This window comes from Candidatus Nitrospira neomarina (assembly GCF_032051675.1).
GTDB lineage: Bacteria > Nitrospirota > Nitrospiria > Nitrospirales > UBA8639 > Nitrospira_E > Nitrospira_E neomarina.
Genome location: NZ_CP116968.1, coordinates 4,282,563 through 4,305,844, shown reverse-complemented (window position 1 = coordinate 4,305,844; position 23,282 = coordinate 4,282,563). Strand labels below are relative to the sequence as shown.

25 protein-coding genes are annotated in these 23,282 nt (G+C 50.6%); 6 read left to right on the top strand and 19 right to left on the bottom strand.

The window, feature by feature from the left end:
• Window positions 1-45 precede the first annotated feature (45 nt).
• The 15 genes from dnaG to rho form a co-directional block, all read right to left on the bottom strand.
• Complete coding sequence (dnaG, locus tag PQG83_RS18655) at window positions 46-1,872, bottom strand: DNA primase (RefSeq protein WP_312744284.1); 1,827 nt, start codon at window positions 1,870-1,872, stop codon at window positions 46-48.
• 99 nt (window positions 1,873-1,971) lie between these two features.
• Window positions 1,972-2,316, bottom strand: a complete 345-nt coding sequence (locus PQG83_RS18650; RefSeq protein ID WP_312744282.1) for a histidine triad nucleotide-binding protein — start codon at window positions 2,314-2,316, stop codon at window positions 1,972-1,974.
• Window positions 2,309-3,004, bottom strand: a complete 696-nt coding sequence (gene hisIE / locus PQG83_RS18645) for a bifunctional phosphoribosyl-AMP cyclohydrolase/phosphoribosyl-ATP diphosphatase HisIE (RefSeq protein WP_312744280.1) — start codon at window positions 3,002-3,004, stop codon at window positions 2,309-2,311. Before hisIE ends, PQG83_RS18650 begins: the two co-directional genes overlap by 8 nt.
• Before the next feature lie 6 nt (window positions 3,005-3,010).
• Entirely contained in the window at window positions 3,011-3,808 is a 798-nt protein-coding gene (gene hisF, locus PQG83_RS18640) for an imidazole glycerol phosphate synthase subunit HisF (protein WP_312744278.1), read from the bottom strand.
• Complete coding sequence (gene hisA, locus PQG83_RS18635; protein WP_312744276.1) at window positions 3,802-4,548, bottom strand: 1-(5-phosphoribosyl)-5-[(5-phosphoribosylamino)methylideneamino]imidazole-4-carboxamide isomerase; 747 nt, start codon at window positions 4,546-4,548, stop codon at window positions 3,802-3,804. The genes hisF and hisA overlap by 7 nt, the downstream gene beginning before the upstream one ends.
• Window positions 4,549-4,551: 3 nt before the next feature.
• On the bottom strand, window positions 4,552-5,352 hold the full coding sequence (locus PQG83_RS18630) for a hypothetical protein (protein ID WP_312744274.1): 801 nt from the start codon (window positions 5,350-5,352) through the stop codon (window positions 4,552-4,554).
• Between the two features lie 5 nt (window positions 5,353-5,357).
• Window positions 5,358-5,981 (bottom strand): imidazole glycerol phosphate synthase subunit HisH, encoded by a 624-nt coding sequence (gene hisH / locus PQG83_RS18625; protein WP_312744271.1) that lies wholly within the window; start codon window positions 5,979-5,981, stop codon window positions 5,358-5,360.
• Window positions 5,982-6,025: 44 nt separating this feature from the next.
• Entirely contained in the window at window positions 6,026-6,628 is a 603-nt protein-coding gene (hisB, locus tag PQG83_RS18620; protein ID WP_312744268.1) for an imidazoleglycerol-phosphate dehydratase HisB, read from the bottom strand.
• Complete coding sequence (hisD, locus tag PQG83_RS18615) at window positions 6,625-7,908, bottom strand: histidinol dehydrogenase (RefSeq protein ID WP_312744265.1); 1,284 nt, start codon at window positions 7,906-7,908, stop codon at window positions 6,625-6,627. The genes hisB and hisD overlap by 4 nt, the downstream gene beginning before the upstream one ends.
• Complete coding sequence (gene hisG, locus PQG83_RS18610) at window positions 7,905-8,567, bottom strand: ATP phosphoribosyltransferase (RefSeq protein WP_312744263.1); 663 nt, start codon at window positions 8,565-8,567, stop codon at window positions 7,905-7,907. The genes hisD and hisG overlap by 4 nt, the downstream gene beginning before the upstream one ends.
• On the bottom strand, window positions 8,564-9,823 hold the full coding sequence (murA, locus tag PQG83_RS18605; protein WP_312744261.1) for a UDP-N-acetylglucosamine 1-carboxyvinyltransferase: 1,260 nt from the start codon (window positions 9,821-9,823) through the stop codon (window positions 8,564-8,566). Before murA ends, hisG begins: the two co-directional genes overlap by 4 nt.
• Before the next feature lie 16 nt (window positions 9,824-9,839).
• Window positions 9,840-10,718, bottom strand: coding sequence for a peptide chain release factor N(5)-glutamine methyltransferase (gene prmC, locus PQG83_RS18600; RefSeq protein WP_312744258.1), 879 nt, complete (start codon window positions 10,716-10,718; stop codon window positions 9,840-9,842).
• Window positions 10,719-10,785: 67 nt separating this feature from the next.
• The gene (gene prfA / locus PQG83_RS18595) at window positions 10,786-11,865 is read right to left on the bottom strand and encodes a peptide chain release factor 1 (RefSeq protein ID WP_312744255.1); all 1,080 of its coding nucleotides are present in this window, start codon (window positions 11,863-11,865) and stop codon (window positions 10,786-10,788) included.
• 273 nt (window positions 11,866-12,138) lie between these two features.
• Window positions 12,139-12,360 carry a 50S ribosomal protein L31 gene (rpmE, locus tag PQG83_RS18590; protein WP_312646359.1) on the bottom strand — a complete coding sequence of 74 codons (222 nt, stop codon included), beginning with the start codon at window positions 12,358-12,360 and terminating at the stop codon, window positions 12,139-12,141.
• Window positions 12,361-12,436: 76 nt separating this feature from the next.
• Window positions 12,437-13,687: a transcription termination factor Rho gene (rho, locus tag PQG83_RS18585; protein WP_312646358.1), complete on the bottom strand. Its 1,251-nt coding sequence runs from the start codon at window positions 13,685-13,687 to the stop codon at window positions 12,437-12,439.
• Between the two features lie 506 nt (window positions 13,688-14,193).
• Between rho and PQG83_RS18580 the strand changes: the two genes are divergently transcribed.
• Entirely contained in the window at window positions 14,194-14,610 is a 417-nt protein-coding gene (locus tag PQG83_RS18580; protein WP_312646356.1) for a DUF2203 domain-containing protein, read from the top strand.
• A gap of 164 nt (window positions 14,611-14,774) precedes the next feature.
• Window positions 14,775-15,062, top strand: a complete 288-nt coding sequence (locus tag PQG83_RS18575; RefSeq protein ID WP_312744251.1) for a YciI family protein — start codon at window positions 14,775-14,777, stop codon at window positions 15,060-15,062.
• Window positions 15,063-15,116: 54 nt separating this feature from the next.
• Here PQG83_RS18575 and PQG83_RS18570 read toward each other — a convergent pair whose 3' ends face one another.
• Window positions 15,117-15,608: an EVE domain-containing protein gene (locus PQG83_RS18570; protein WP_312744248.1), complete on the bottom strand. Its 492-nt coding sequence runs from the start codon at window positions 15,606-15,608 to the stop codon at window positions 15,117-15,119.
• A gap of 144 nt (window positions 15,609-15,752) precedes the next feature.
• On the opposite strand from PQG83_RS18570, the gene PQG83_RS18565 reads away from it, so the two are divergent.
• From PQG83_RS18565 to PQG83_RS18555, 3 genes are all read left to right on the top strand, one after another.
• Entirely contained in the window at window positions 15,753-16,193 is a 441-nt protein-coding gene (locus PQG83_RS18565) for a PGPGW domain-containing protein (RefSeq protein ID WP_312744245.1), read from the top strand.
• 73 nt (window positions 16,194-16,266) lie between these two features.
• Window positions 16,267-18,216, top strand: coding sequence for a carbon starvation CstA family protein (locus PQG83_RS18560; protein WP_312744242.1), 1,950 nt, complete (start codon window positions 16,267-16,269; stop codon window positions 18,214-18,216).
• Between the two features lie 36 nt (window positions 18,217-18,252).
• Window positions 18,253-18,750 (top strand): YajQ family cyclic di-GMP-binding protein, encoded by a 498-nt coding sequence (locus PQG83_RS18555; protein ID WP_312646352.1) that lies wholly within the window; start codon window positions 18,253-18,255, stop codon window positions 18,748-18,750.
• A 14-nt stretch (window positions 18,751-18,764) separates the two neighbouring features.
• Here the strand turns inward: PQG83_RS18555 and PQG83_RS18550 are convergent, their stop codons facing one another.
• Together PQG83_RS18550 and PQG83_RS18545 are read right to left on the bottom strand one after the other, a co-directional pair.
• Window positions 18,765-19,454 carry a hypothetical protein gene (locus PQG83_RS18550; RefSeq protein WP_312744239.1) on the bottom strand — a complete coding sequence of 230 codons (690 nt, stop codon included), beginning with the start codon at window positions 19,452-19,454 and terminating at the stop codon, window positions 18,765-18,767.
• 4 nt (window positions 19,455-19,458) lie between these two features.
• A complete protein-coding gene (locus PQG83_RS18545; RefSeq protein WP_312744236.1) occupies window positions 19,459-20,229 on the bottom strand; it encodes a hypothetical protein in 771 nt (256 codons plus the stop codon).
• Between the two features lie 351 nt (window positions 20,230-20,580).
• On the opposite strand from PQG83_RS18545, the gene PQG83_RS18540 reads away from it, so the two are divergent.
• Window positions 20,581-21,675: a hypothetical protein gene (locus PQG83_RS18540; protein WP_312744233.1), complete on the top strand. Its 1,095-nt coding sequence runs from the start codon at window positions 20,581-20,583 to the stop codon at window positions 21,673-21,675.
• Between the two features lie 164 nt (window positions 21,676-21,839).
• On the opposite strand, the gene PQG83_RS18535 is transcribed toward PQG83_RS18540, so the two are convergent.
• Window positions 21,840-22,658, bottom strand: a complete 819-nt coding sequence (locus tag PQG83_RS18535) for a DUF3047 domain-containing protein (RefSeq protein ID WP_312744231.1) — start codon at window positions 22,656-22,658, stop codon at window positions 21,840-21,842.
• Window positions 22,659-23,282 lie beyond the last annotated feature (624 nt).

Here is a 23,282-nt window from a genome sequence, read left to right as displayed (position 1 = left end):
GAAAAACTCCCCCTTGCGAATTTTATTCCCTGGCAGGAGGGAAACTTAGGTGGAAGCCGTTAATAAGGCCTTTTTCTGACGAAGCTCATTGGACTCCGCGACCAAAGCATCGACCAAGTCCTGGCGTCCCTCCCGTTGTGCAATCTTGAGTTGACTAATCACCTCGTCCATGAGGCGTTGGATCTGGTTTTTCTTTAAAACACGGAGACATCCGGCGACATGAATAGACACTTCGTCACAATTGTATTCCCCAACACTCAACCGGGAAATGACCGGTTCATAAGCCGGATCCTGACTGAATTCCGCATGCAGTGCATCGAGGTTCAAATGCCCTTCGTCATCCGTATGCTGAAAGGCCCTGCCAAGAATATGGCGATACAGTTCGACAGTAAATGCACCTTCATCGAGTTGACGAATCTGATCCGGCTCCAGACGGCCTTGGAGTAATAATACAATAAGATCCCGTTCCTCCGGCTTGCCTTGAGGAATTGCCAGATTCGTAGCAGCTTGCTCCTTCCCCTTAGTCGGCTGGGCGACACTCATCGTCCGGGAGATGGTCGGGAGACGTTTACGGAGTAATTCCGGTCGAATACCCAACCGTTCTGAGACCACTTTCAGATATTCTTCTTTTTCTATGGGATTTTTAGTCTTATGAAGAATCGCAAGAATGTCATCCGCCCGCTTGACTCGATCTTGAATAGAATCATTTTTGGCTTTATTCAACACAGACATGATGGCAAAATCCAGTAACGTGGCGGCTTTCCCCTCCAACTCACGAAACGCCGGCACCCCGTTTTTCCGAATAAATGTGTCAGGATCTTCACCGGCCGGGAGCAGGAGCACTCGGACTTCAATGCCAGAATTCATAAACAAATCAAGCGTCCGTAAGGCCGCGCCGATCCCTGCGGCATCTCCATCAAAGACGAGCATCACCGAAGGGGCTAATCGGCGTAAAATCTGGACATGATCAGCGGTTAACGCCGTTCCCAATGGTGCCACGGCATTTTCAATCCCGTTTTGGTGGAGAGCAATGACATCAAAATACCCTTCTACCAAATAAAACCTCCCGGACGCAGTGGCTGACTGCCTGGCCTTGTCCATTCCATAGAGGGATTTCCCCTTAAAGAATAAGTCGGTTTCGGGTGAATTGAGATATTTGGGAGAGGCTCCATCTTTTAGAATCCGACCCCCAAATCCCACCACTTGCCCACGTGGATCAGTTATGGGAAACATCACCCGATCACGAAAGCGATCATATGTTGATATTCTGCCGCCATCCTCAGACTCTTTCCGCACGACCAATCCGGCCTGTATGAGTTCTTCCGGCTTGACAGACTGCTGTTCCAACCATTTGGAAAGGCCATTCCATCCTTCCGGAACGAATCCCAACTGGAATGTGTTCCAGGATTCCCTGGTAATCCCCCGCTGATCCAAATAATCCCGGGCGACTTGACCTTCAGGATTTTCCTGAAGATTACGGTGATACCAGGATACGGCCAATTGATACAGATGAAAATACCGTTCACGAGATAAGCCTGATGTGGTCTTCCCCGCTGATTCCCGGCGTTCAGGCAGAGGCACTCCTGTCCGTTGGCTTAACTCACGCAGAGCCTCCATGAAATCCATGCCTTCCTGTTTCATCAAAAAGGTAAAGGCATCTCCTCCGACACTGCAGCCAAAACAATAAAACATTTGTCGAACGGGGTTGACCGAAAATGAGGGAGTTTTTTCTGAATGGAAGGGGCACAGCCCTTTAAAGTTTTGCCCAGCCTTGGAGAGACTCACGTAGGTGGAAATGAGATCAATAATATCAATGCGATCTCGAATTTGTTGAAGAATCTCTGGAGGAACTCCTCGTTTTTCGCCGGTCATCTCACTTCTCACCACGAACTACGTTAGGGAAACATCACGAATGTCGTTCCCTGCGGATACCAAATAATTTCGGGGCGCTTTGTCCCCGGCAAACCAGCTTTACCCTGGAGGCCACGCAAATGTTCGCCCGCCCATAACGTGAAAGTGCAAATGAAAGACACTCTGCCCGGCTTCCGGTCCGGTATTCGCAACGACCCGATATCCACCACCGGCAATGTGCCGCTGCCTGGCCATCTTGGCACAGATCAGCATCAGGTGACCTAACAAAGCGGCATCCGTCTCTTTGGTATCATCCAGAGACACCACGTGCCGCTTGGGAATCACCAACATATGCACCTGCGCTTGAGGATTGATATCGTTAAACACGAACGTGTGTTCATCCTCATACAGGGTGTCGGCGGGAATAGCCCCCTTGACGATTTGACAAAAAAGACAATCACCCACGGGGAGAGCCTCCTTCCGGCTGTCGAATTCCTGATTTCCCAAATCGCTTGCCAAGCTCTTGATAGACGTCTTCAGGAGGAATGGAAAAATGCCCGAGCATGATGAGGGTATGAAACCACAAATCAGCCATTTCGTAAATAATTTCTTCCCGATCGCCATTTTTCCCAGCGAGAAGGACTTCGCCGGCTTCTTCCGCCACCTTTTTCAACATACGATCGAGGCCTCCCTCCATCAATTTCGACACATAGGAATCAGGGCTCGGGTGGGCCTTCCGATCGCCAACCATTTCATACAGACGCCGGGTAATCCCCCCCCAGGCCGTACCGGAGAAGAGAGTGGCTGGCTCTTCAGAAGGCAAAGAAGGTAGGGGAGAAAAAAAACAAGAACGGGTTCCGGTATGACACGTCGGTCCAATGGGCTGGGCCTTCACCAAAATTGTATCCCGATCACAATCCACAAACATTTCCTTTACAAGCAATTCATGGCCGGACGTCTCACCTTTTTTCCATAACCGTTTTCGGGAACGACTCCAGAAATGAACCCGTTGGGAATCGCAAGTCATCTCCCACGCTTGTTGGTTCATGAATCCCACCATCAAGACGGTCCCGTCCAGCCAATCCTGCACAACACAGGGGAGCAATCCTTGTTCATCAAATCGCAATGGGCTTATCGAAGAGAGTTCGCTCATGGGTTGTTATGAAATTGAAACCGGGACGGTTACCGGGCGCACAGGGATACCCTGTTGAGCCAAATACGATTTGGCTTGCCCGATGGAATAGGTTTGATAATGGAAAATAGATGCCGCCAGCACCGCATCGGCCTTCCCCACATGGAACGCCTCAGACAGGTGCTGAAGCGTGCCAGCCCCCCCGGAGGCAATGACGGGAATAGAGACGGACTCGGAAATAGCCGCCGTTAAAGCCAAATCATATCCGTCCTGCTTTCCATCCTGATCCATACTGGTCAAAAGAATCTCTCCGGCGCCATAATCCTTCATCCGTTTCGCCCACTCAACGGCGTCCAGGCCGGTCGAGTTCCGCCCGCCATGGGTAAACACTTCCCACCCGGGTTCCCCCCCTTCACATGTCGTTGCCCGTTTCGCATCAATAGCCACGACGATACATTGCGAGCCGAAACGATTGGCGGCGGCCTTTACGAAGTCCGGATGTTCAACAGCAGCCGTATTAATGCTGACTTTGTCCGCTCCGGCCTCTAATAACCGGCGAATATCCTCAATGGTCCGGATCCCTCCCCCAACCGTAAGCGGCATAAAGACCTGCTCCGCCGTCCGAATCACCACATCTAAAATCGTATCCCGTTTTTCATGTGAAGCGGTAATATCCAGAAAGCACAGCTCGTCCGCACCTTCTCGATCATACACCTGGGCAATGTGAACCGGATCTCCCGCATCGCGCAAATTCACGAACGAGACGCCCTTCACCACTCGCCCGTCTTTAACATCCAGGCAAGGTATGATTCTTTTCGTCAGCATGATGTTTGGGACGCTTCTGTCAAGGCCACCATTTCAAGAGCCGCTTTCAAGTCCAAGGTGCCTTCATATAAGGCCTTTCCGATAATGATTCCGGAAATCTTGCTTCCGAGGGCCTGAATGGTCTGCACATCTTTCAGGACCGTGACTCCACCAGAGGCAATGACGGGAAACGGCGAAATGTCCACAGCTTCTCGCAGAGCTGAAATATTGGGTCCTGCCAACATGCCGTCCCTGGATATGTCCGTAAAGACCATGCCTCCCAAGGGCAAGTCTTTTACTGATTCAAAGACCTGTCGTGGGGTCAGACTGGACACGGTCTTCCACCCATGCACCGCGACTAACCCCTGTTTGACATCAATCCCGATTAAAATTTTATCAGGAAATTCTGTCGCGGCTGCCGCCAAAAAATCCGCATCCTGTAAGGCCGCTGTTCCAATCACCACCCGGTCCACTCCACAGGACAAGTAGGCGCGAATGGTTGACGTGTTTCGTATGCCCCCACCGACCTGCACCGGAATGCCTAACCGTTTGGTAATGGCTTCAATGTGTGAGAGATGCTGAGGGGTTCCAGTCACCGCCCCATCTAAATCCACCACATGAAGGTAGCGGGCCCCAAGACTCTGCCAATGTTCCGCCATCGCCGCGGGGTCATCAGAATACCTGGTGACCTGATCCATCTCGCCCTGTCGCAAGCGGACACATTTCCCGTCCTTCAGATCAATTGCAGGAATCAGTAGCATCGGTTAGGGATTCTCCTTCAAGGATGGAGCAGAAAGAGGAGGCCCCTGTTCGCCCAAGCCGACGGGGAAGGCTTTCATCACTTTGTTGACACCCAATTCAGCAAGTGTATCGGCAGTCACAAACCCTCCACCCTTTTCAAAAAATCCTACTACATCCTGGTTAAGTGGTTTTTGTTCCTCAAAAAATTCCCCTGTCCACACGACCATACCATCGGACGGTCTCAGGAGATACACTTCAAATCCTACTGCGGCCGGCTTGGCCCCAAGCTTGCTTCCTTCACGCTCACGGTATGTCCGGACGAGTCCCGTCACAACTCCATCCACCTTCAAGCGCGTTCCAACCTCTTGGGCCATGACGGAGAAGGAGGATTCCGCTTCCGGCCTTTCCTTACCTATCACGGCAGAAGACTCCTCTGGACCGATCACCCGCAAGGAAGGCCGGCCGGCCAACACAGAAGCCACCTGTAGGGTAATTCGATGTGCAGCCGTTTCAGGCACCACATAACGAACTTGTCTGAATTCTGTCCCATCCGCCTGATCAGTCCCCGGCAACCGAAATTGTGTACGAATTTCTTCGGGATCCCTTATGCCTCCACGTGAGTTACCCGCCAATTGAGGCGTTTTGATGGTCTGAAATGGAAGGATGGCGAGACTGGATATACGGGAGGGGTCAAATTGTGGAGCGGCCTGAATTTGAACTTTAGGGGGAACACAACCTACTCCGAGACACCACCACCCGATAAGGCCCATGACCAGGAACCGGACGGGCAACGGTTTCGACCGCCCATTGATCGCAAGACACATTCCCCTCATTGCCAATCACCAAAATTCTTTAAGACCTGCAACCCGACGGCCTGACTTTTCTCGGGATGCCATTGAGTCGCAAACACATTGTCTTTCCAGACACTACTCGCAAAAGAAATTCCATAGTCGGTGTGGGTACTGACGAGAGCACAATCCGTCGGTTCCACATAGTAGGAATGCACGAAATACACATAGGAGTCGGTGACAATGCCACGTAAAGGCGGAGCAACCGTGTTGACCTGAATCGTATTCCAACCCATATGAGGAATTTTAAAGGACGTTTCCCCATCATCGGACGGACGGGGAATCGCTTTCACCTTCCCGGCCAGGATCCCTAATCCTTGATGATAGCCAAATTCTTCGCTCTCCGAAAACAGCAATTGAAATCCTAAACAAATGCCGAGAAAAGGTTTTCCCGAAGCTATGGAACGGTATATGACATCCATCAACTCAAAGCGAGCCAGGTTATCCATGCAATCCCCAAACGCGCCTACACCCGGCAACACGACATGACTGGCCCGGTCAATCACGGGAAGGTCTCGAGTCACGACCGCTTCATGGCCCACACATTCGAACCCTTTCTGCACACTCCGGAGATTTCCCATCCCATAATCAATAATGGCAATCATGTCCTGCCTGTTTTCCTCTCTCTCCGCCCACTGATTCTCACCATTTAGAGCATCCCTTTGGTGGAGAGCACTCCCTTAATTCGTTCTTCCCGTCTCACCGCTTGATCCATGGCTTTCGCAAACGCCTTAAAAATCGCTTCCATGATGTGATGAGGATTTCTCCCATACAACACATTCACATGAAGGTTTAACCCTCCCTGACTCACGAATGCCTGAAAAAAATCTTCAAACAAACCCAAATCAAACGACTTTATATACCGCGTGGGTAACACCACATTGTAAACAAGGTACGGCCGGCCACTCAGATCTACCGTCACCTGGGCCAGGGTTTCATCCAATGGAACCGTCGCCCACCCGAATCGGGTGAGGCCCTCTTTGGTCCCGAGAGCCTGTGTTAAGACCTGCCCCATGACAATACCCACGTCTTCGATCGTGTGATGGTCATCAATCTCGATATCCCCTTTCGCTTCCACCGTCAGATCAAAAAATCCATGTTTACCGAATAGATTCAACATGTGATCCAAAAACGGGATCGAGGTCTTAATCTGATTATGGCCGGACCCGTCGAGGCCCCATTCCACTCGAATGGCCGTTTCCGCGGTTTTCCGTTCTTGAGAAGCCGTTCTGGGAGCAAGATGTTGGTTCATGTCCATCGACTCTCCATTGATCGCCCATGTGCATCCAGGCCTTCCAGCAGAGACAGCCGCATCACTGGAGCATGGGATTTGCGCAACGCGGCCTTCGAATAGGCCACCACATTGCTGGTTTTTATGTACTCATCCACACCCAAACACGAAAAAAATCTGGCACTTCCACCAGTTGGTAACACATGATTGGGCCCTGCCACATAATCCACCACCGCGGGAGGGGTATAGCGGCCAACAAAAATGGCACCCGCATGACGTATACGTGACACATAGTCTCCCGCCCGATCCATATTTAATGATAAATGCTCAGGCGCAATCCGATTGGCTAATTCAAAGGCCTCATCAAAGGTTCGCACAACAAATGCCAGGGCATGATTTTGAATGGATCGGGACGCAATCGCCTGGCGCCCCAACTGTGCGAGTTGGCGGGTCACTTCAGTCACCACCCGCCTGGCAAGAGTCAAAGAAGTCGTCACCAGATAGACACAGGCCTCCTCATCATGCTCGGCTTCACAAAGAAGATCAGCCGCCACATGCAGTGGGTCACTGGCGGAATCCGCAATGACCAACAACTCACTCGGACCCGCAATCATATCAATGTCGACCTGGCCATAGACCAGGCGTTTGGCCGTGGCCACATACAAATTCCCGGGTCCGACAATTTTATCCACGGGCCGGATTGTCGAGGTGCCAAAAGCCAAGGCCCCAATGGCTTGGGCTCCACCGACCCGATAGATTTCATCCACTCCAGCGACATCCGCCGCCACCAACAACGCGGGGTGGATGATGCCGTTCGGGGTCGGCGTACACATGACCACTCGCTTCACCCCAGCTACTTTCGCGGGGATGGCATTCATGAGCACCGACGATGGATACAGGGCTTTTCCTCCTGGAACATACACACCGACAGCATCTAACGGCGTAATCCGTTGGCCTAATTGAATCCCCTGTTGACGATAGACCCAGGATCTCCTTCGTTGTCGACGATGAAAAGTCCGAATACGATTCGCCGCATATTTCAGCGCCTTAATATCTGAGGACGGTAGTTCGCCATAGGCACGCTCGGTGTCTTTGGACGTTACACGAAGACTGTCAGGACTGATTCGGACATGATCGAATTTCCAGGTCAATCGCTGGAGTGCCTGATCGCCCTCCTGCCGAACAGCATCCAATATGGTCTTGACGGATTTTTCAACCTTGACGTTTTGTTGAGCTGCCCGCTGACAGACACGATTCACCGCTTGTGAAAACTCTTGGTCCTTGTAGGAAACAATTTTCATGCATGAACCTTTTTGGAGCGGGAACGAGAAAGAATTTTCTTCATCCGGGCAATCAGTTCTGTAATCACGGCATGTTTCATTTTTAAGCTTGCCCGATTCACAATCAATCGGGCAGATGACCAGGCGATCACTCCATCCTCGACCAGATTATTGGCTTTCAGAGTGTTTCCCGTCTCCACCAGATCGACAATCCGATCGGCCAATCCGACCAATGGAGCCAACTCGATCGACCCGTAGAGCTTAATCAACTCCACAGGCAACCCTTGCTGATTAAAATACCGTTCGGTGATCGTGGGATATTTGGTTGCCACCCGAAGCTTGGAAGACATCCGTTGCACCAGCTGTGGCCCGTTCGGCCTGGCGACCACCAGACGACAGACTCCCAGGTTCAAGTCAACCGGTTCATAGACATCCGGGCTCTGTTCCAACAAGACATCTTTCCCAACCACCCCTAAATCGGCGGCCCCATATTCCACATAGGCCGGCACATCACTCGGGCGAACAATTAAGACCCGGTGCCCGTGCTCCGGGAATTCCAAAATCAATCGACGGTCGTCCGCTCGGACATGATATCCCGTATAGCCTGCCTGGCGGAACAATTCAAGAGTCGGATCAAGCAGTTTACCCTTGGAAAGGGCAATGGTAATCCCTTCGCTCATGCCGCCTCGCGAACGCGAACAATCCTCGCACCCAGGGCCTGAAATTTTTCTTCCAGGCGTTCATAGCCGCGGTCTAAATGATACACGCGGGACACAATCGTTTCGCCCTCAGCCGCTAATCCGGCCAAGACCAAGCCTGCACTGGCGCGTAAATCCGAAGCCATGACGGGTGCACCGGTGAGCAACGGCACACCTTTGACCACGGCATGTGGGCCATCAATCTCTATTGACGCTCCCATCCGGTGAAGTTCTGGGACGTGCAAAAATCGCCCTTCAAAAATGGTTTCGGAAATCACGCTCACGCCTTCTGCCACCGACATTAACGCCATCATTTGGGCTTGAAGATCGGTCGGGAAGCCGGGATAGGGGAGCGTCTTAATTTCCACCGCTTTGAGCGGACCCGACCGGCGAATTCGCACACCATCATGGCTTTCGGTTAACTCGGCACCCATTTCCTGAACTTTTTTCAGGACGCTGCCTAAATGATCTGATACGCACCCCTTCACCATCACATCCCCACCGGTGATCGCTCCGGCCATTAAATAGGTGCCGGCTTCAACTCGATCAGGGATCACCCAATGCCCTGCCCCATGAAGTTCCTTCACCCCTTCAATTGTAATGGTGTCCGTTCCCATTCCGTGAATTTTGGCACCCCGCTTGGTTAAGAATGCACACAGGTCCGTGATTTCCGGTTCCCGTGCGACATTATGCAAACTCGTGGTCCCTTGTGCCAGGCAAGCCGCCATGATCAGGTTTTCCGTGCCCGTGACCGTCGGGAAATCCAAGTCAATCCTTGCTCCTTTAAGACGACCGGCTTTCGCATGGATATATCCATGCTCCACTTGAATTTCAGCCCCCATCATCTCCAATCCTTTGAGGTGAAGATTGACCGGTCTGGTGCCGATCGCACATCCGCCCGGCAGAGAAACCTTGGCTTCTCCCAGCCGAGCGAGTAAAGGGCCTAAGGCTAAAATAGACGCTCGCATCGTTTTGACTAAATCATACGGCGCTTCAATCGAATGCACCTGAGCTGCATCCAGTCTGACCCTGGCGCCTTCCTCTTGAACCGCCACTCCCAACAAGGCCAGTAATTTCCCCATAGTCATCACATCACGAACATGTGGAACATGGTCTATGACGCATTCCCCACCCCCTAACAACGTCGCTGCCAAAATAGGCAAGGCGGCATTCTTGGCTCCGCCAATTTCCACGGACCCCTTTAATGGCAATCCACCGGTGATTCGAATTTGATCCATTGACAATATCCCGTGTCTACACAAGACGCCGTTGCACGCATACCACTCGTGGAATGCCTTGGGAGTCCGGAAGGACCTTTACCATCCTAAACGCATTCGTCAGGGAAGGGTCCCGGCACAGAAGGTCAGCCTGACCAACTCCCACTTCCATGAGGACATATCCCTTTGAGGAGACAAGTCCCGGCGATTCATCCAATAACCGCCGGTACACATCGAGCCCATCCGGCCCTCCATCCAACGCCAGCCGTGGTTCAAAGTCTTTGACATCTGGAGAAAGGTGTTCCCATTCCGAATGGGAGATATACGGCAGGTTGGCAATAATGGCGGTCACTTTACCTGCTAAATTTCTGGATAACAAGTGGGAAAGCAGGTCACCGGCCACCCATAGAATTCGTTGCGCAACGCCATGGCGCATGGCATTGACCTGCGCAAGATGTAGCGCGGAGATTGACTTATCTGAGGCGATAATCACCGCTGCAGGAAGGTGGACCGCCAGACTGATCGCCAGGCATCCAGAACCCGTCCCGACATCCAGAATCACCGGCCGCACGTCAGTCCCTAGCAGTCCAATCGTCTCTTCCACCAATAATTCGCTCTCAGGCCTTGGAATGAGCACACCAGGTTGGACGAGAAAATCCAAACCGAAAAAATCTTGATTCCCTAATATATATTGAAGTGGTTCATGTAAGGCACGGCGTTGGAACAAGGTTACAGCCCGCTGACAGACTTCCGCATCAACGGGAGTGTCTGGATTCGCATGCAGTTGCAATCGCGTAATACCAAGGGCATCCTCAAGAATCCACAGGGCTTCATGGCGGGCGTTGGCAATCCCCGCTTGAATCAGCGTCTCAACCGCACCACGATATAACTGTGAGTAGGAAGTGAAGCAGGGCATCTGAGCCTCAAAAAGCACATGCGCGTTGAACCGTTGAAAGAGACGGACTGGCGCTACCCGAAAGACATCATTGGGCTTTGAGGCCCGCGATTAACCCGTCAAGATCGCCTTCCATCACTCGATCCAATTTGTGCAATGTCAGCCCGATTCGATGGTCGGTCACTCGATTCTGTGGAAAATTATACGTGCGGATTTTTTCACTCCGCTCCCCTGTCCCGACTTGGGAACGGCGTTGTTGCGCAATAGAGGCTTCCTGTTTTTCGCGCTCGGCATCGCCGATTCGTGTTCGAAGGGTTCGCATGGCCTTTGTTCGATTTTTTAGTTGGGATCGCTCGTCCTGACATGTCACGACCACTCCTGTCGGAATATGCGTAATCCGGATCGCAGAATAGGTCGTATTCACACTCTGTCCACCAGCTCCTGATGAACAATAGGTGTCAATCCGTAAATCTTTCGGATCAATGTGCACCTCCACCTCTTCAACCTCCGGCATCACCGCAACCGTAGCCGTGGACGTATGAATTCGTCCATTAGCCTCTGTCGTCGGAACCCGCTGCACCCGATGCACTCCACTTTCATATTTAAAATTTCCAAAGGCTCCCTTGCCTTCAACCAGCAAAACCGCCTCTTTGACCCCACCAAGACCGGTTTCCTGAAATTCCATTAATTCGACCCGTAACCCTTTAGCCTCGGCAAACTTCGTGTACATTCGAAGGAGATCGCCGGCAAAAAGTGCGGCCTCACTTCCACCCGTCCCTGCGCGAATTTCAATGAATGAATTTTTATTATCCCCTTCATCAGCCGGGCAGAGCAATTCAATGACCTGGGACTCCATGGCCTCGCGTTGACTTTCCAGGCTTTGCAATTCTTCACCGGCCAAGCGGCGCATATCGGGGTCTAATTGCAGATCCTCTGTCATCAGGCGAGTCTGGGCAATCTCTTCGACTACCCGTCGGTACCCCCCAAACAACTGCGCAATGGGCTCTATCTCTGATCGCTCCTTATTGAGCGCAACCAGAAGGGTCGGTTGAGACAAAACGGCAGGATCTGACAACTGATCGTTGAGCGTGTCATATTTATTCGCAATGGCTTCCCATTTGCCAAATAAACCGCCCTCTTTAAGCTCTGTCTTAGTAATTGGTGGCATATATCTAGTTTAACAGGAAATGAAATAACACGACATGTACCCTTTATCCTAGACAACCATGCCCGCTGGCCTCATACGAAATTTTTCATAGAAAGAGGGGATTGAACCGAGGGGAACCTTGTCAACACTCAGGGGAGCCGCTGCTGGGAAACCTGGTCTTCTCGACCGCAAATCGAGAAAAACAACAACCGGGACGGCTTCAGCACCATGCACGGACATCATCCCCTGGGGATTGGTTAGGCAGGACAATGGAGAAGAAAGAGAATAGGGTCTTTACGCTTTGGCCTTGGGCTTTGCCGTTTTGGCGTATTTTTTATTGAAACGTTCCACCCGTCCTTCGGCATCCACAATTTTCTGAGTGCCCGTGAAAAACGGATGGCAACTGGAACAGATATCGACCTTTAAGTCTCCCACGGTCGTCCGGGTTTGATAGGTCATACCGCACGCACAACTCACATTTGCAAATTCATAAGCCGGGTGAATGCCCTTTTTCATACTACCTCCTTCAACGCCATCTCTCTATTCATCATCTAAATTTGAAATGCCCACAATGCCAAACCTCTATTGTGAATTATCGATTCATAGATTGCAAGAACTCATTATTACTCTTGGTTCCGCCAATTTTATCCATGAGAAATTCCATCGCCTCCATGGTCCCGAGAGGGCTTAACACCTTCCGGAGGATCCACATTTTGTTCAGACGGTCGCGATCAACCAGCAACTCTTCTTTTCTCGTGCCGGATTGACTGATATCGATGGCCGGGAAAAGCCGCTTATCCGCTAACCGACGATCCAAGTGCACTTCCATATTGCCCGTGCCTTTAAACTCTTCAAAAATAACATCATCCATTCGACTGCCGGTATCAACCAATGCTGTGGCCAGAATCGTCAAACTTCCACCAAATTCGATATTTCTGGCGGCACCAAAAAACCGCTTTGGTCGTTGCAGGGCATTGGAATCCAAACCTCCGGATAACACCTTACCACTGGGAGGGGAAATCGTATTATAGGCACGCGCCAATCGAGTCACACTGTCTAACAAAATCACCACATCCCGTTTATGTTCGACCAACCGCTTGGCTTTTTCCATGACAATCTCTGCCACTTGGGCATGCCGTTGAGGAGGCTCATCAAAGGTGGAGCTAATAACTTCGGCAGCTTTAACTTGGCGCTGCCAATCGGTGACTTCTTCTGGTCGTTCATCAATGAGAAGGACAATCAAGACAATTTCCGGATGATTCGCAATAATGGCCCGCGCCACAGCCTGCAAGAGCATGGTCTTTCCCGTTCTGGGAGCCGCCACGATCAGTCCCCGTTGCCCTTTGCCAATGGGCGTCGTGAGCTCCATCACTCTTGTGCAATACTCTTCAGGATCAAATTCAAGGTTGATCCGCTCTTCAGGATACAGTGGAGTGAGATTATCGAACAGAATTTTATCCCGCTGCACCTCAGGCTCATCATAATTAATTTTTTCGACTTTCAAGAGGGCAAAATACCGCTCTCCGTCTTTCGGTGGACGAATCTGCCCTGAGACAATATCACCGGTTCGCAAATTGAATCGTCGAATTTGAGACGGAGAAATATAAATATCATCGGGGCCCGGTAGGTAGTTGGAATCCGGGGCCCGGAGAAATCCAAAACCATCTGATAGAGTCTCCAGGACTCCCTCTCCGAAAATGACTCCGTTCTTGTCGCTCTGCCCTTGAAGAATAGAGAAAATCAGCTCTTGCTTTCGCAAATTTGGCGCGCCATCAATTTTGAGATCACGCGCGATTTCATTTAATTCTCCAATGGACTTTTGCTTCAATTCGGCAAGATACATTAGGTTACTCCATTCATTGGCCGGAAGGGTTTTCTCGTGGGCTTAGCCTGTTACGAGGGGTGGAAAGGATACGAACATTTTCATCTGGGTTATGCGCTGCGAATTTTGGCGATCCCCAAAAAGGGAACCGCACCAGACTTTATAAAAGTTAAAAGATTTAGACCGGTATTGTGTGTTTTAGGAAGAATGTTTAGAGAAACTGAAGAACCACACTTGTCAAAACCACCGTGTTGTCCTATCTACGATTTGAAATAATACGTGAAGTCCGAGAAGTTAATTGGCGGAAATGGATTTTGCTATCAAATGGGCAGGTCTTAAGTAATTATTTATCTCACTATTGAACAACTTGTCAATAGGCTCCTTTCGGAAGTTGCGACACGAAACTCAAATTTTTCCCCAAACCAATCATCGAAAAGTTAGCCACTCTCGTAAGGTTGGCACCCTGAATCTTATTATGTTAAACCATCATATTGGTAAATGAAAGTCAACAAGGAAGGTCCTCTCCCATGTCTGATTCAGGTTTTCCCTTTTCCAGCGAACGGATTTTCACCCTCTCCGAAGCCAACGGGTTAATTCCCGAGCTGGAACAATTTTGGGACAATATTAAGGCAGGACGGCAAATACTTATGGACACGAGGGAAGAAGTCAAAAAAGCCAGCGCCCAAGCATCCTCTGGAGGAGGGACGGTCATGGGCGTACAATATATCAAAGGGTTACAAGACATCAATGGCAGCCTGCATGCCATTCAGGAACTCGGCGTGGTGATCAAAGATGTCGAAATTGGATTATGTGATTTCCCATTTTTGCTGGATGACCGTCTGGTTTTTTTGTGTTGGAAATCCGGAGAAAAACAGGTTCGCTGGTGGCACGATATTGACAGCGGGTATGCGAACAGACAGCCTTTAGAAGACCCGAATCCCTAGACCTGCCGCACATTCGCCTATTCGTTGCAATCACACTCTCCGGACAACCGGAGCTTCCGACGGAACATGTCCATACGACCGCCTTCTGATAGGATAGAGAAGTTGTGCCCGTTGTCGAAGAAAAGGCCATTGATGCGACTTCGGAAAAGGAACGAGGAGAAAGAATGAAATTCGTCATTTTAGGTAAAGATGGTCCTGAAGGCGCACAAAAACGCCCCCTCTATCGAGAGGCCCACCTCAAACGACTTGAGGCGTGGGCCCAAGAAGGTAAAGTTATTTTGGCTGGGCCTCTGACCGATAAAATAGGAAGCTTAATCGTGGTTGAAGCAGAATCACTCGAAGAAGTCCAAGCATTTGCCAAGGATGATCCCTATGCTCTTCATGGGGTTTTTCAGGAAGTCACCATCCACCCGTTTTTACAGGTGTTTCCCAAAGCGAACCTCTCACTTTAACCAGGATGAAAGTGGAAAAAGAATGTATCCCACGCTTGGGAAAATCCTGGTGGTCTACTTTGGAACAGACGAATGTTTTGTATTATGTTGAGCAAAATCCAACACCCGTTGCCATTCATCCGGACGCACTGGTTGAATCGAAAGCCTGGAACCTTTACGAAGCAATTCCATTTTTTCTAATCCCTTAACGGCCCGCAACTGATCCAAATGCAAGGCTTGAGGAAACTTTTCAACGAACTGGACATCCACAAGGAACCAACGGGGCGAATCCGGAGCACTACGCGGATCGAAATATCGGCTCCTTGAATCGAAGGCAAAAGAGTCGGGATACGCGGCCTTAACCACTTTCACGATTCCAACTATAGCTGGAGGGTCAGTATTGCTATGGTAAAAAAATCCCAAATCCCCAACATTCATGGATTTAAGGAAATTCCTAGCCTGGTAATTACGTACGCCTTCCCAACATGTGGTCTTACGGGGAGAGTGAACCAGATCATCAATGGAAAATGTTGTCGGCTCTGATTTGAACAACCAATACTGTACCATCCTGCCTCACCCAATTATTGGCTTTGAAAACCACCAATACCATTAAGCAATTATAAAGTGTATATTTTTCAGAGTACAATTGGACCCTTTCCTACCACATCTACCGCGTGAGTGCCTAATATTTTTAAGACATCATGACCAACCATGATTGATCAATTAATTCAATTTGCCGAATCTTGGGTTCCCAGGGAAATCTGGGTCGGCATGATCACTCTTTCCCTAATTGCGTTTGTCGGAACCCTTATTGCGATCCCTGCTATGTTAATTCGCCTGCCACCTGATTACTTCGACAATCACGGCCACCGCAAGTGGTTTGCCAATCATCATCCAATTATTCGCGCCATTGGCTTGATGTTGAAAAACGGCCTGGGACTCATTTTTCTTGTAGCCGGAATTGCCATGCTGGTTTTACCAGGACAAGGTATCCTCACAATGGTTCTGGGTATCTTGTTTCTGGATTTTCCGGGAAAACACCGTGTCGAACAAAAACTCATTCGACAACCCCAGATTCTTAACGCCATCAACGCCATGCGAGAAAAAGCGGGCAAACTGCCGTTTGTGTTTCATGAAAACACCCCGACCTAACCTCACGTCGACCTGAAGCTCTCCCAGTCAACACCCGTTTACACCCTTTTCTCCCATTGATAGGATGGCCCCCATGTCTGTATGGAACAAGATCGGATGGCTCGGACTCGCCGGACTCTGTGCCGTCGCCTTCGGCCATGTCGTAGGCCTAGTCAATCCTCACGAAAAGGTGAACGGACTCTGGCTCGTGGTCGCCGCCTCCTGCTTCTACGTATTGGCCTACCGGTTCTATGGCCGATTTTTGGCACAGCAAGTCATGAATCTGGACGATCGACGTCGCACTCCCGCCCACCGGCTGGAGGACGGCACCAATTTCTATCCCGCCAACAAATACATTCTCTTCGGCCATCATTTTGCGGCTATCGCCGGAGCCGGCCCATTACTCGGTCCCGTATTGGCGGCACAATTTGGCTTTCTCCCGGGGTTTTTATGGATTGTCATTGGCGCGGTTCTGGCAGGCGCAGTTCAGGATTTTATAATCCTTGTCGCCTCCATGCGGCGAAATGGCCGTTCACTCCCGGAGATCGCCCATGCTGAATTAGGTCCCATCACCGGGATGGCCACGGCGATTGCCGTGCTCTTTATCGTGGTCGTCGCGCTAGCCGGATTAGGCCTGGCAGTGGTCAATGCGCTGTATCACAATGCCTGGGGCACGTTTACCATCGTCATGACCATTCCCATCGCTCTGCTCATGGGACTCTACCTTCAAAAATTTCGCCAGGGACAAGTCGGGGAAATGACACTGATTGGGTTAGGACTTTTGATCGTGGCCATTCTCGTCGGCAGAACCGTGGCACAATCAGAATGGGCTGAATGGTTTTTATGGGACCGCACCACGCTCACATGGAGCCTTGCGGCATATGGATTTCTTGCCTCAGTCCTCCCCGTCTGGATGTTATTAGTGCCCCGGGATTATCTCTCAACATTTATGAAATTGGGTGTGGTCGCCCTTCTGGCCGTCGGCGTGATAGTGCTCGCGCCCACCATTGAAATGCCTCGCACCACCATATTTACGGCGGGCAATGGACCGATCATTCCAGGAACGCTGTTTCCCTTTCTCTTTATTACCATTGCCTGTGGGGCCATTTCCGGCTTTCATTCCCTGGTCTCATCAGGGACGACGCCCAAGTTGATCAGTCGGGAATCTCAGGCCATCGTCGGCTACGGTGCCATGCTTCTGGAAAGCTTTGTCGGAGTTGTGGCGCTCATCGCCGCCTGCCTTCTCGTTCCCGGAGATTATTTTGCCATCAACACCAGCCTGTCCACAGATACCCTGCAAACTATGGGATTTCCAACGGCCCACATTATGGAACTCTCCACGCTTGTTGAGGTAGATGTATCGGGCCGTCCGGGAGGTGCGGTATCCCTCGCCGTTGGCATGGCCTCGATTTTTTCAAGCTTGCCGGGGATGTCCGGGCTCATGGCCTACTGGTATCAATTCGCGCTCTTGTTCGAGGCCCTGTTCATTTTGACCACCATTGATGCTGGGACACGGGTCGCCCGTTACCTGGTTCAGGAATTAGGGGGACGATTCTACACCCCGCTCAAACAGATCAATTGGTGGCCCGGGGTATTAGGCGCCAGTCTGTTCGTGGTTGGGGCGTGGGGGTATCTCATTGGCACCGGATCCATTGCGACCATCTGGCCTATGTTTGGCGCAGCCAATCAATTACTCGGGATGCTCGCGCTCTGTATTGCCACGACCGTGCTCATCAAGATGAACAAAACATCCTATCTGTGGGTGACGGTGATCCCGATGGTGTTTGTTGGCGTGATCACGCTGGCCGGATGCTATGAACTCCTGGTGATCTTTATCAGTCGGGCGCTCTCAACAGACGGGGCGCAAAGCCTGACCATGGCCATCAATGCCTCCCTCGTGGGCCTGGTGGCCATACTCGCACTCATTGTCCTCACAGACAGCGCCAGAAAATGGTACGGGTATCTTATACACAAACAACCACTGAACAGCACCGAAGTGATCGAAGGCGAAGGCATTCAACTTCCCGCAGGACGGTGCTGCTAATCCAGGGGTCTGTCACAACAACTTGAAAGGAGGCTTATGGCGGACAACTATTCCTTCGACGTCATTTCTCGCATCGACATGCAGGAAATGAAAAATGTGGTGGATCAAACAGAAAAAGAAGTCGGACAACGCTTTGACTTCAAAGGATCCAAAACCGAATTGACATTAAAAGAAAAGGACAAGCAATTAGTGGTGATTTCGGATGATGACTACAAACTCAACGCGGTCTTGGATATCCTTAAGTCCAAATGCGTCAAACGTAACGTGTCCTTGAAAGGGCTGACGTATGGGAAAGTGGAAGAAGCCCTAGGCGGAACTGTACGCCAAACCATTACCATTCAGAGCGGGCTTCCCGAAGACAAGGCTAAAGCCATCACTAAATCGATTAAAGAGGCAAAATTCAAAGCCCAGGGACAAATTCAAGGGGAACAAGTCAGGGTGCAAAGCAAAAGCAAAGACGAACTTCAAGCCGTCATGAAACATCTCAAAGAACAGGATTTCGGACTCGATCTGCAATTTGAAAACTATCGGTAAGGGACAATCGTGGGTCACACCGCAGGCTCACATTCGGCCCCCAGGTCTTCCAGCGCCCGGTCGAGAGCCTGTTGCCCGGCTCGGGCTCTTAACATGTCCCGAGCCTCCATCGGGGAAGGGCGATTTTTCCCAATAGGAACATCCAGTTGTTCTAAAACTTCAGATGCCGCCCCCTGCGTCCAATAGACCATTTGAAAATCCGAGAGGCGAAGAAGACCCACCTCAGCTATTGCTGAATTTTCAATGACCAACCCGCCCATTTGATTCATCATCGTCGCTTCTCCAATTTTTACGGGACCAGTGTTCTCACGACTTGAGAACACCACGACAATTTCATAAGGGACGCCAAAGTGTTGGCCTTGGACTTTCAATTCTTGGGAAAAGTTTACCGGCTGAGACAACCGTGGAAAAGTCATAATGTTCTGAAAAGAACAACGCCGTCTCAGAAAATCTTCGGTGCGTCGTGTAAGCGTCTCAAGATACTCGGGAATGATCACCGGAGCGGCATTCTGGGCGGTGGCATCTGCATGCACGACGAGACCAATCGTAGGGACCCGGGGCCACTCACCGCTCTTGTGAGATAATTCCTGTGATTCAAAGGCCTTCTTTCCGACAAGATCCATCAGACGGGGTGTGGAACCAGCCCCACACCCCGCCAGCATGGAAACCAACGCACAGGTAAACAATACTGTTGAAAGGGTCATCGGTTTAAGCCGCCTGATTCTTCCTCCATAACATTTCTAAATGCATCACCGCCTGGGCAATGGCATCCTGTCCGGAAACCCATCGAAGCGTTTCATACTCTTCACCCTCTGAATTGGGATAAATGGGAGGTTGGGTCTGAGCCCGTCGGACCACGGGATATACATTCGATTCAATCGGGACAACCAGCCGTTCAAGGGTCGCCCATGCTTGACCATCCGTAGAGACCACCGATTGACCTGTCTGGATATCCAGTAAAGCCAGTTCCAGACGGGCATAATTTTCCGCACGATACCCTGGCATTCCCCCACCCCGCATACCCGTCGGCTGCTGCAACCCGCCCATTGGAAAACGATCAAAGACCTCATACTCGGAACTGGATAATACCGCCAACAAAAGATAGGGCACGTGCTGCTCCTTCCCCAATTGAATGAATGGGTCCACGGAGCCCTTGGGTTTCACATCATCCGGATACACGACCGAATGAATTTGAATCGGTAACTGTTTTTGAATTTCCGTCTTCAGGTGTTCCCCAAGATTCTCCAACGTCCCTCGGCGAAGTTCAGGAGCTGATTTTTCAAATCCCGAATCGTTCAGAACGACTAAGACGGCGGTCACTCCTTCGGCGGGAAGCGCCATTGTTGCCACGCTCCCGCCTGACAGACCGGAAGGTTGGGGCAGGTAAGCCGGCAATCGTTTGGGAGTGTTATCCAACGAACAGCCCAAGAAAGAAAAAGCAGAGAGGAACCCGACAATCAACCAGATGTGACGCCACATAATGAAGCCTCCATTGGTTAAGAAAAAAATGGCCGTCTGAATGTTAAATTCTCCTCCCTTGAATCAAGGATCGTCAAGAACAGAAAAACCCGTGAAGGTGATATCTGTCAAAAGCTGCCAAGCTGAAGGCCGGGATCCATTGTCCTCTCTGGATTATCCATACTGTTGCTTCCCAGATCTTCCTCTCTGTCTCCCATGGTTTTCACTTTCTTTCACTCTCAGGCTATTTATTGTTTATCTTGACAACCGGATACCCGCTTAAGATTCGGACCTGCCAAAGCAAGAGGAAAGTCTCTGAAAAAACACGGGATCCAGTTGCCATCTTTCAGGATCTTGGGGTAGGGTAAGGCGGTGTGCCCACTGCTTAAAAAATTTTTCCATTATGTCTTACTCGTGGTTATCCTGTCCGTTCTTCCCGCCTGCGACAAACTCTCCATTCCCCGCCTGACTCACGAAGATAAACATGAACCAAGAATCCCTGTCACGATCACCTACGCCTTTGCACCCAATCTTCTGACCCATACTCAGACCGTGGGTGGGTGTGGGTTGCCTTATACGATTCCGGTAGGGGAGATCATATCCAAAACATTTCTCCAGATCGGCCAAGAACAATTCGATGGCGTGAGAGCCGAGCCCCCCGTCGGAGAGGCGCAAGGCGTTTCTCCCGATGGCTATCGAATCGTCCTGAGTCTCCAGGAATTTGGATTCGATCCAGTAACCCGTTCGGGACAAGAAGATCGGTACGATGTCTTTGTAGATCTGAAACTCCACGCCGTCTATGAAGATGCGAACGGCACCGCTCTTGCCCAGAGCCCCCTGAGCTACCACCAGAAAGTCAGGCTATGGGTGCCGGAACTCACAAGCCAATCCGTCTCCTGCCACACCGGTCAAATTGACGGAACAGTAGAAGACGCCGCTGAAACTCTGGCTAAACAGATGATAGGAGTTCTCCCCCAATTGGTCCAACTCAATACCGGCCAGCAACCCGTCGCCCCGCAACCAGGATCCCCTGCGCCGGCTCTTCAAGGTCCGGCTGTAGGCGTGCCGCCCACCGCCCAACCCGTGGCAAGCCCATCAGTTCAATTTAGAACCAAATTAATTGATGCCAACCGCAATCTGGTATTGGAGGGCGGAGAGGCCATCATCCTGTTAATTGAAACGACCAATGCCAGCGAAACATCCATTCCATCGGCCTATGTGGAGTTACGTGGGACCCCTATTTTGGTTGAGGCTTTTAAACGGGTAGCCCCTCTTCCCGTTCCCCTAGGATCATTTAAGCCGGGTGAAAAGCGGACCGCAGAAATACGGGGACGATTGGGTCAGGTGACCGAACACGTCCAAGGTGAGTTGATCATCGGAATCATCCTTTCGGAAGGCCTGCCGCCTGGAACCCATACCATCCGCGCTGAAATTCAACCAGGACCCAGAAAACCATCCTCCAGGTAGCCAACTCATCATCCCAAAATATTTTTAGTCCCAGCCACGTTACCTGTTTGAGGAATACAACCAATTTATACATGGGTTGTGGGGTAAAACACATTTTGAGGCTCCTAAAATCATCCAATGGACAGGAAGCCAGGGATGGAATCCATATGAATGAGCAAGAAACATTAGTTGGTCCCTTGTGAGTGCTTCAATCCCAAATACATCAGAAGAGCCCCAAGCAGTTTATTCTTTGAAGTCCCCTGGGACGGCTCATCCCCCTGATCCGGTATCTCCCTGGCTAACTTGAATTCGGAATGAAAGGCGATTGGGCCGAATAAAGTGGCAGCTTTCGACCCTGTCTGATCCGAATCCACCACTAAGGACATGCCCTCTAAAATTGAGGGTTCCTCTCCAAAGATACTGCGATAATCGGCAAGCACATTCCGTTCTTCTGTGAACCACGTTCCTAGCTGGGAAGGCCCGCTGCGCACGATCACATAATGAACTGACGGATCTTTGGGGTGTACAAGGATTGTCCCCACCGGACGAGCATTGTCCCAAATATATCCAAGAATGGTCTTCCTGCTTGGCGCCTCCCTGGATGAAAATACCAAGTATAAGGCGGCCCCGTGATCGTCTCGTGAAGATTGGCTACTCGCTACGGCCGTAGGTAACGTAAGCACGTTCCATTCCCAGGAGACAACAGGACTTGCTTCAAGATTTACCGTCAGCGAACGGAACAGACTAATACATCCCTGCTCGGTTTCAAGACGCAAGACTTTTCTATGATCCTCCTGCACCACCTGAACCTGTCCTATCCCTTCCCACACTTTCAAAGACCACCTATGAGGCAAAGCCTCCAGACGGGATAATGATGTCGGTTCATATAAAGAGGGAATGGGCGTCGTGGCGCCATAAGTTGTCGGTACAAACCCAAAAATAACACAGCCCAACACACCCACTCCTCCCAGAAGGAAGGTCAAATAAATTTTATGAGTTCGCATCGTGTTATGAACCTTTCCGATAAAATTGTGGAGAGAGGGGTTCTTTCACATTCCTGACTAATACAAGCCTAATGCCAGTGAAAAATAGCACAATATATCTTCATTTTTTTCAATGACTTATGAAATTATCTGACTGTTCGTCGCCGCGCTGACCAGATCTTGTGACACAGAATACTGTTCCACGAATCTGGCAAAGAAACAGAATTTGAGATGAAACAGAGGGCTCAAACACAGGAAGGTAAGATCGACCGGCTTTTAACTGTGAGAGAACGCGTCCTCAAAAGGAAATCAAACCCTTGCAGCGTAACTGCGGCCAAAACAACACCTATCGGCCCCAATGATTCTTAATGGATGGATCGTTAAAAAGAAAGGAATTTTTGCTCGCATTCGAATGCCGGTATTGAACGCTTGCGGATGGTGAGGACCATGGACAATGATGTCTGCTGAAATACACTAGCCGAGAGTGGCGTTAGGATACCGGACTTCAAAAAAGTACAGGGCCGGTACTGGATCTGAGTGATAATGATTTTGTGGTTTCTTTCCGAGAGAAAAGACCTCGGCTGCCTGATTGAAACCAAACCCTGTCAGCCACCGAGCGAGGGCAAAGAAAAAAAACGCCCCGGC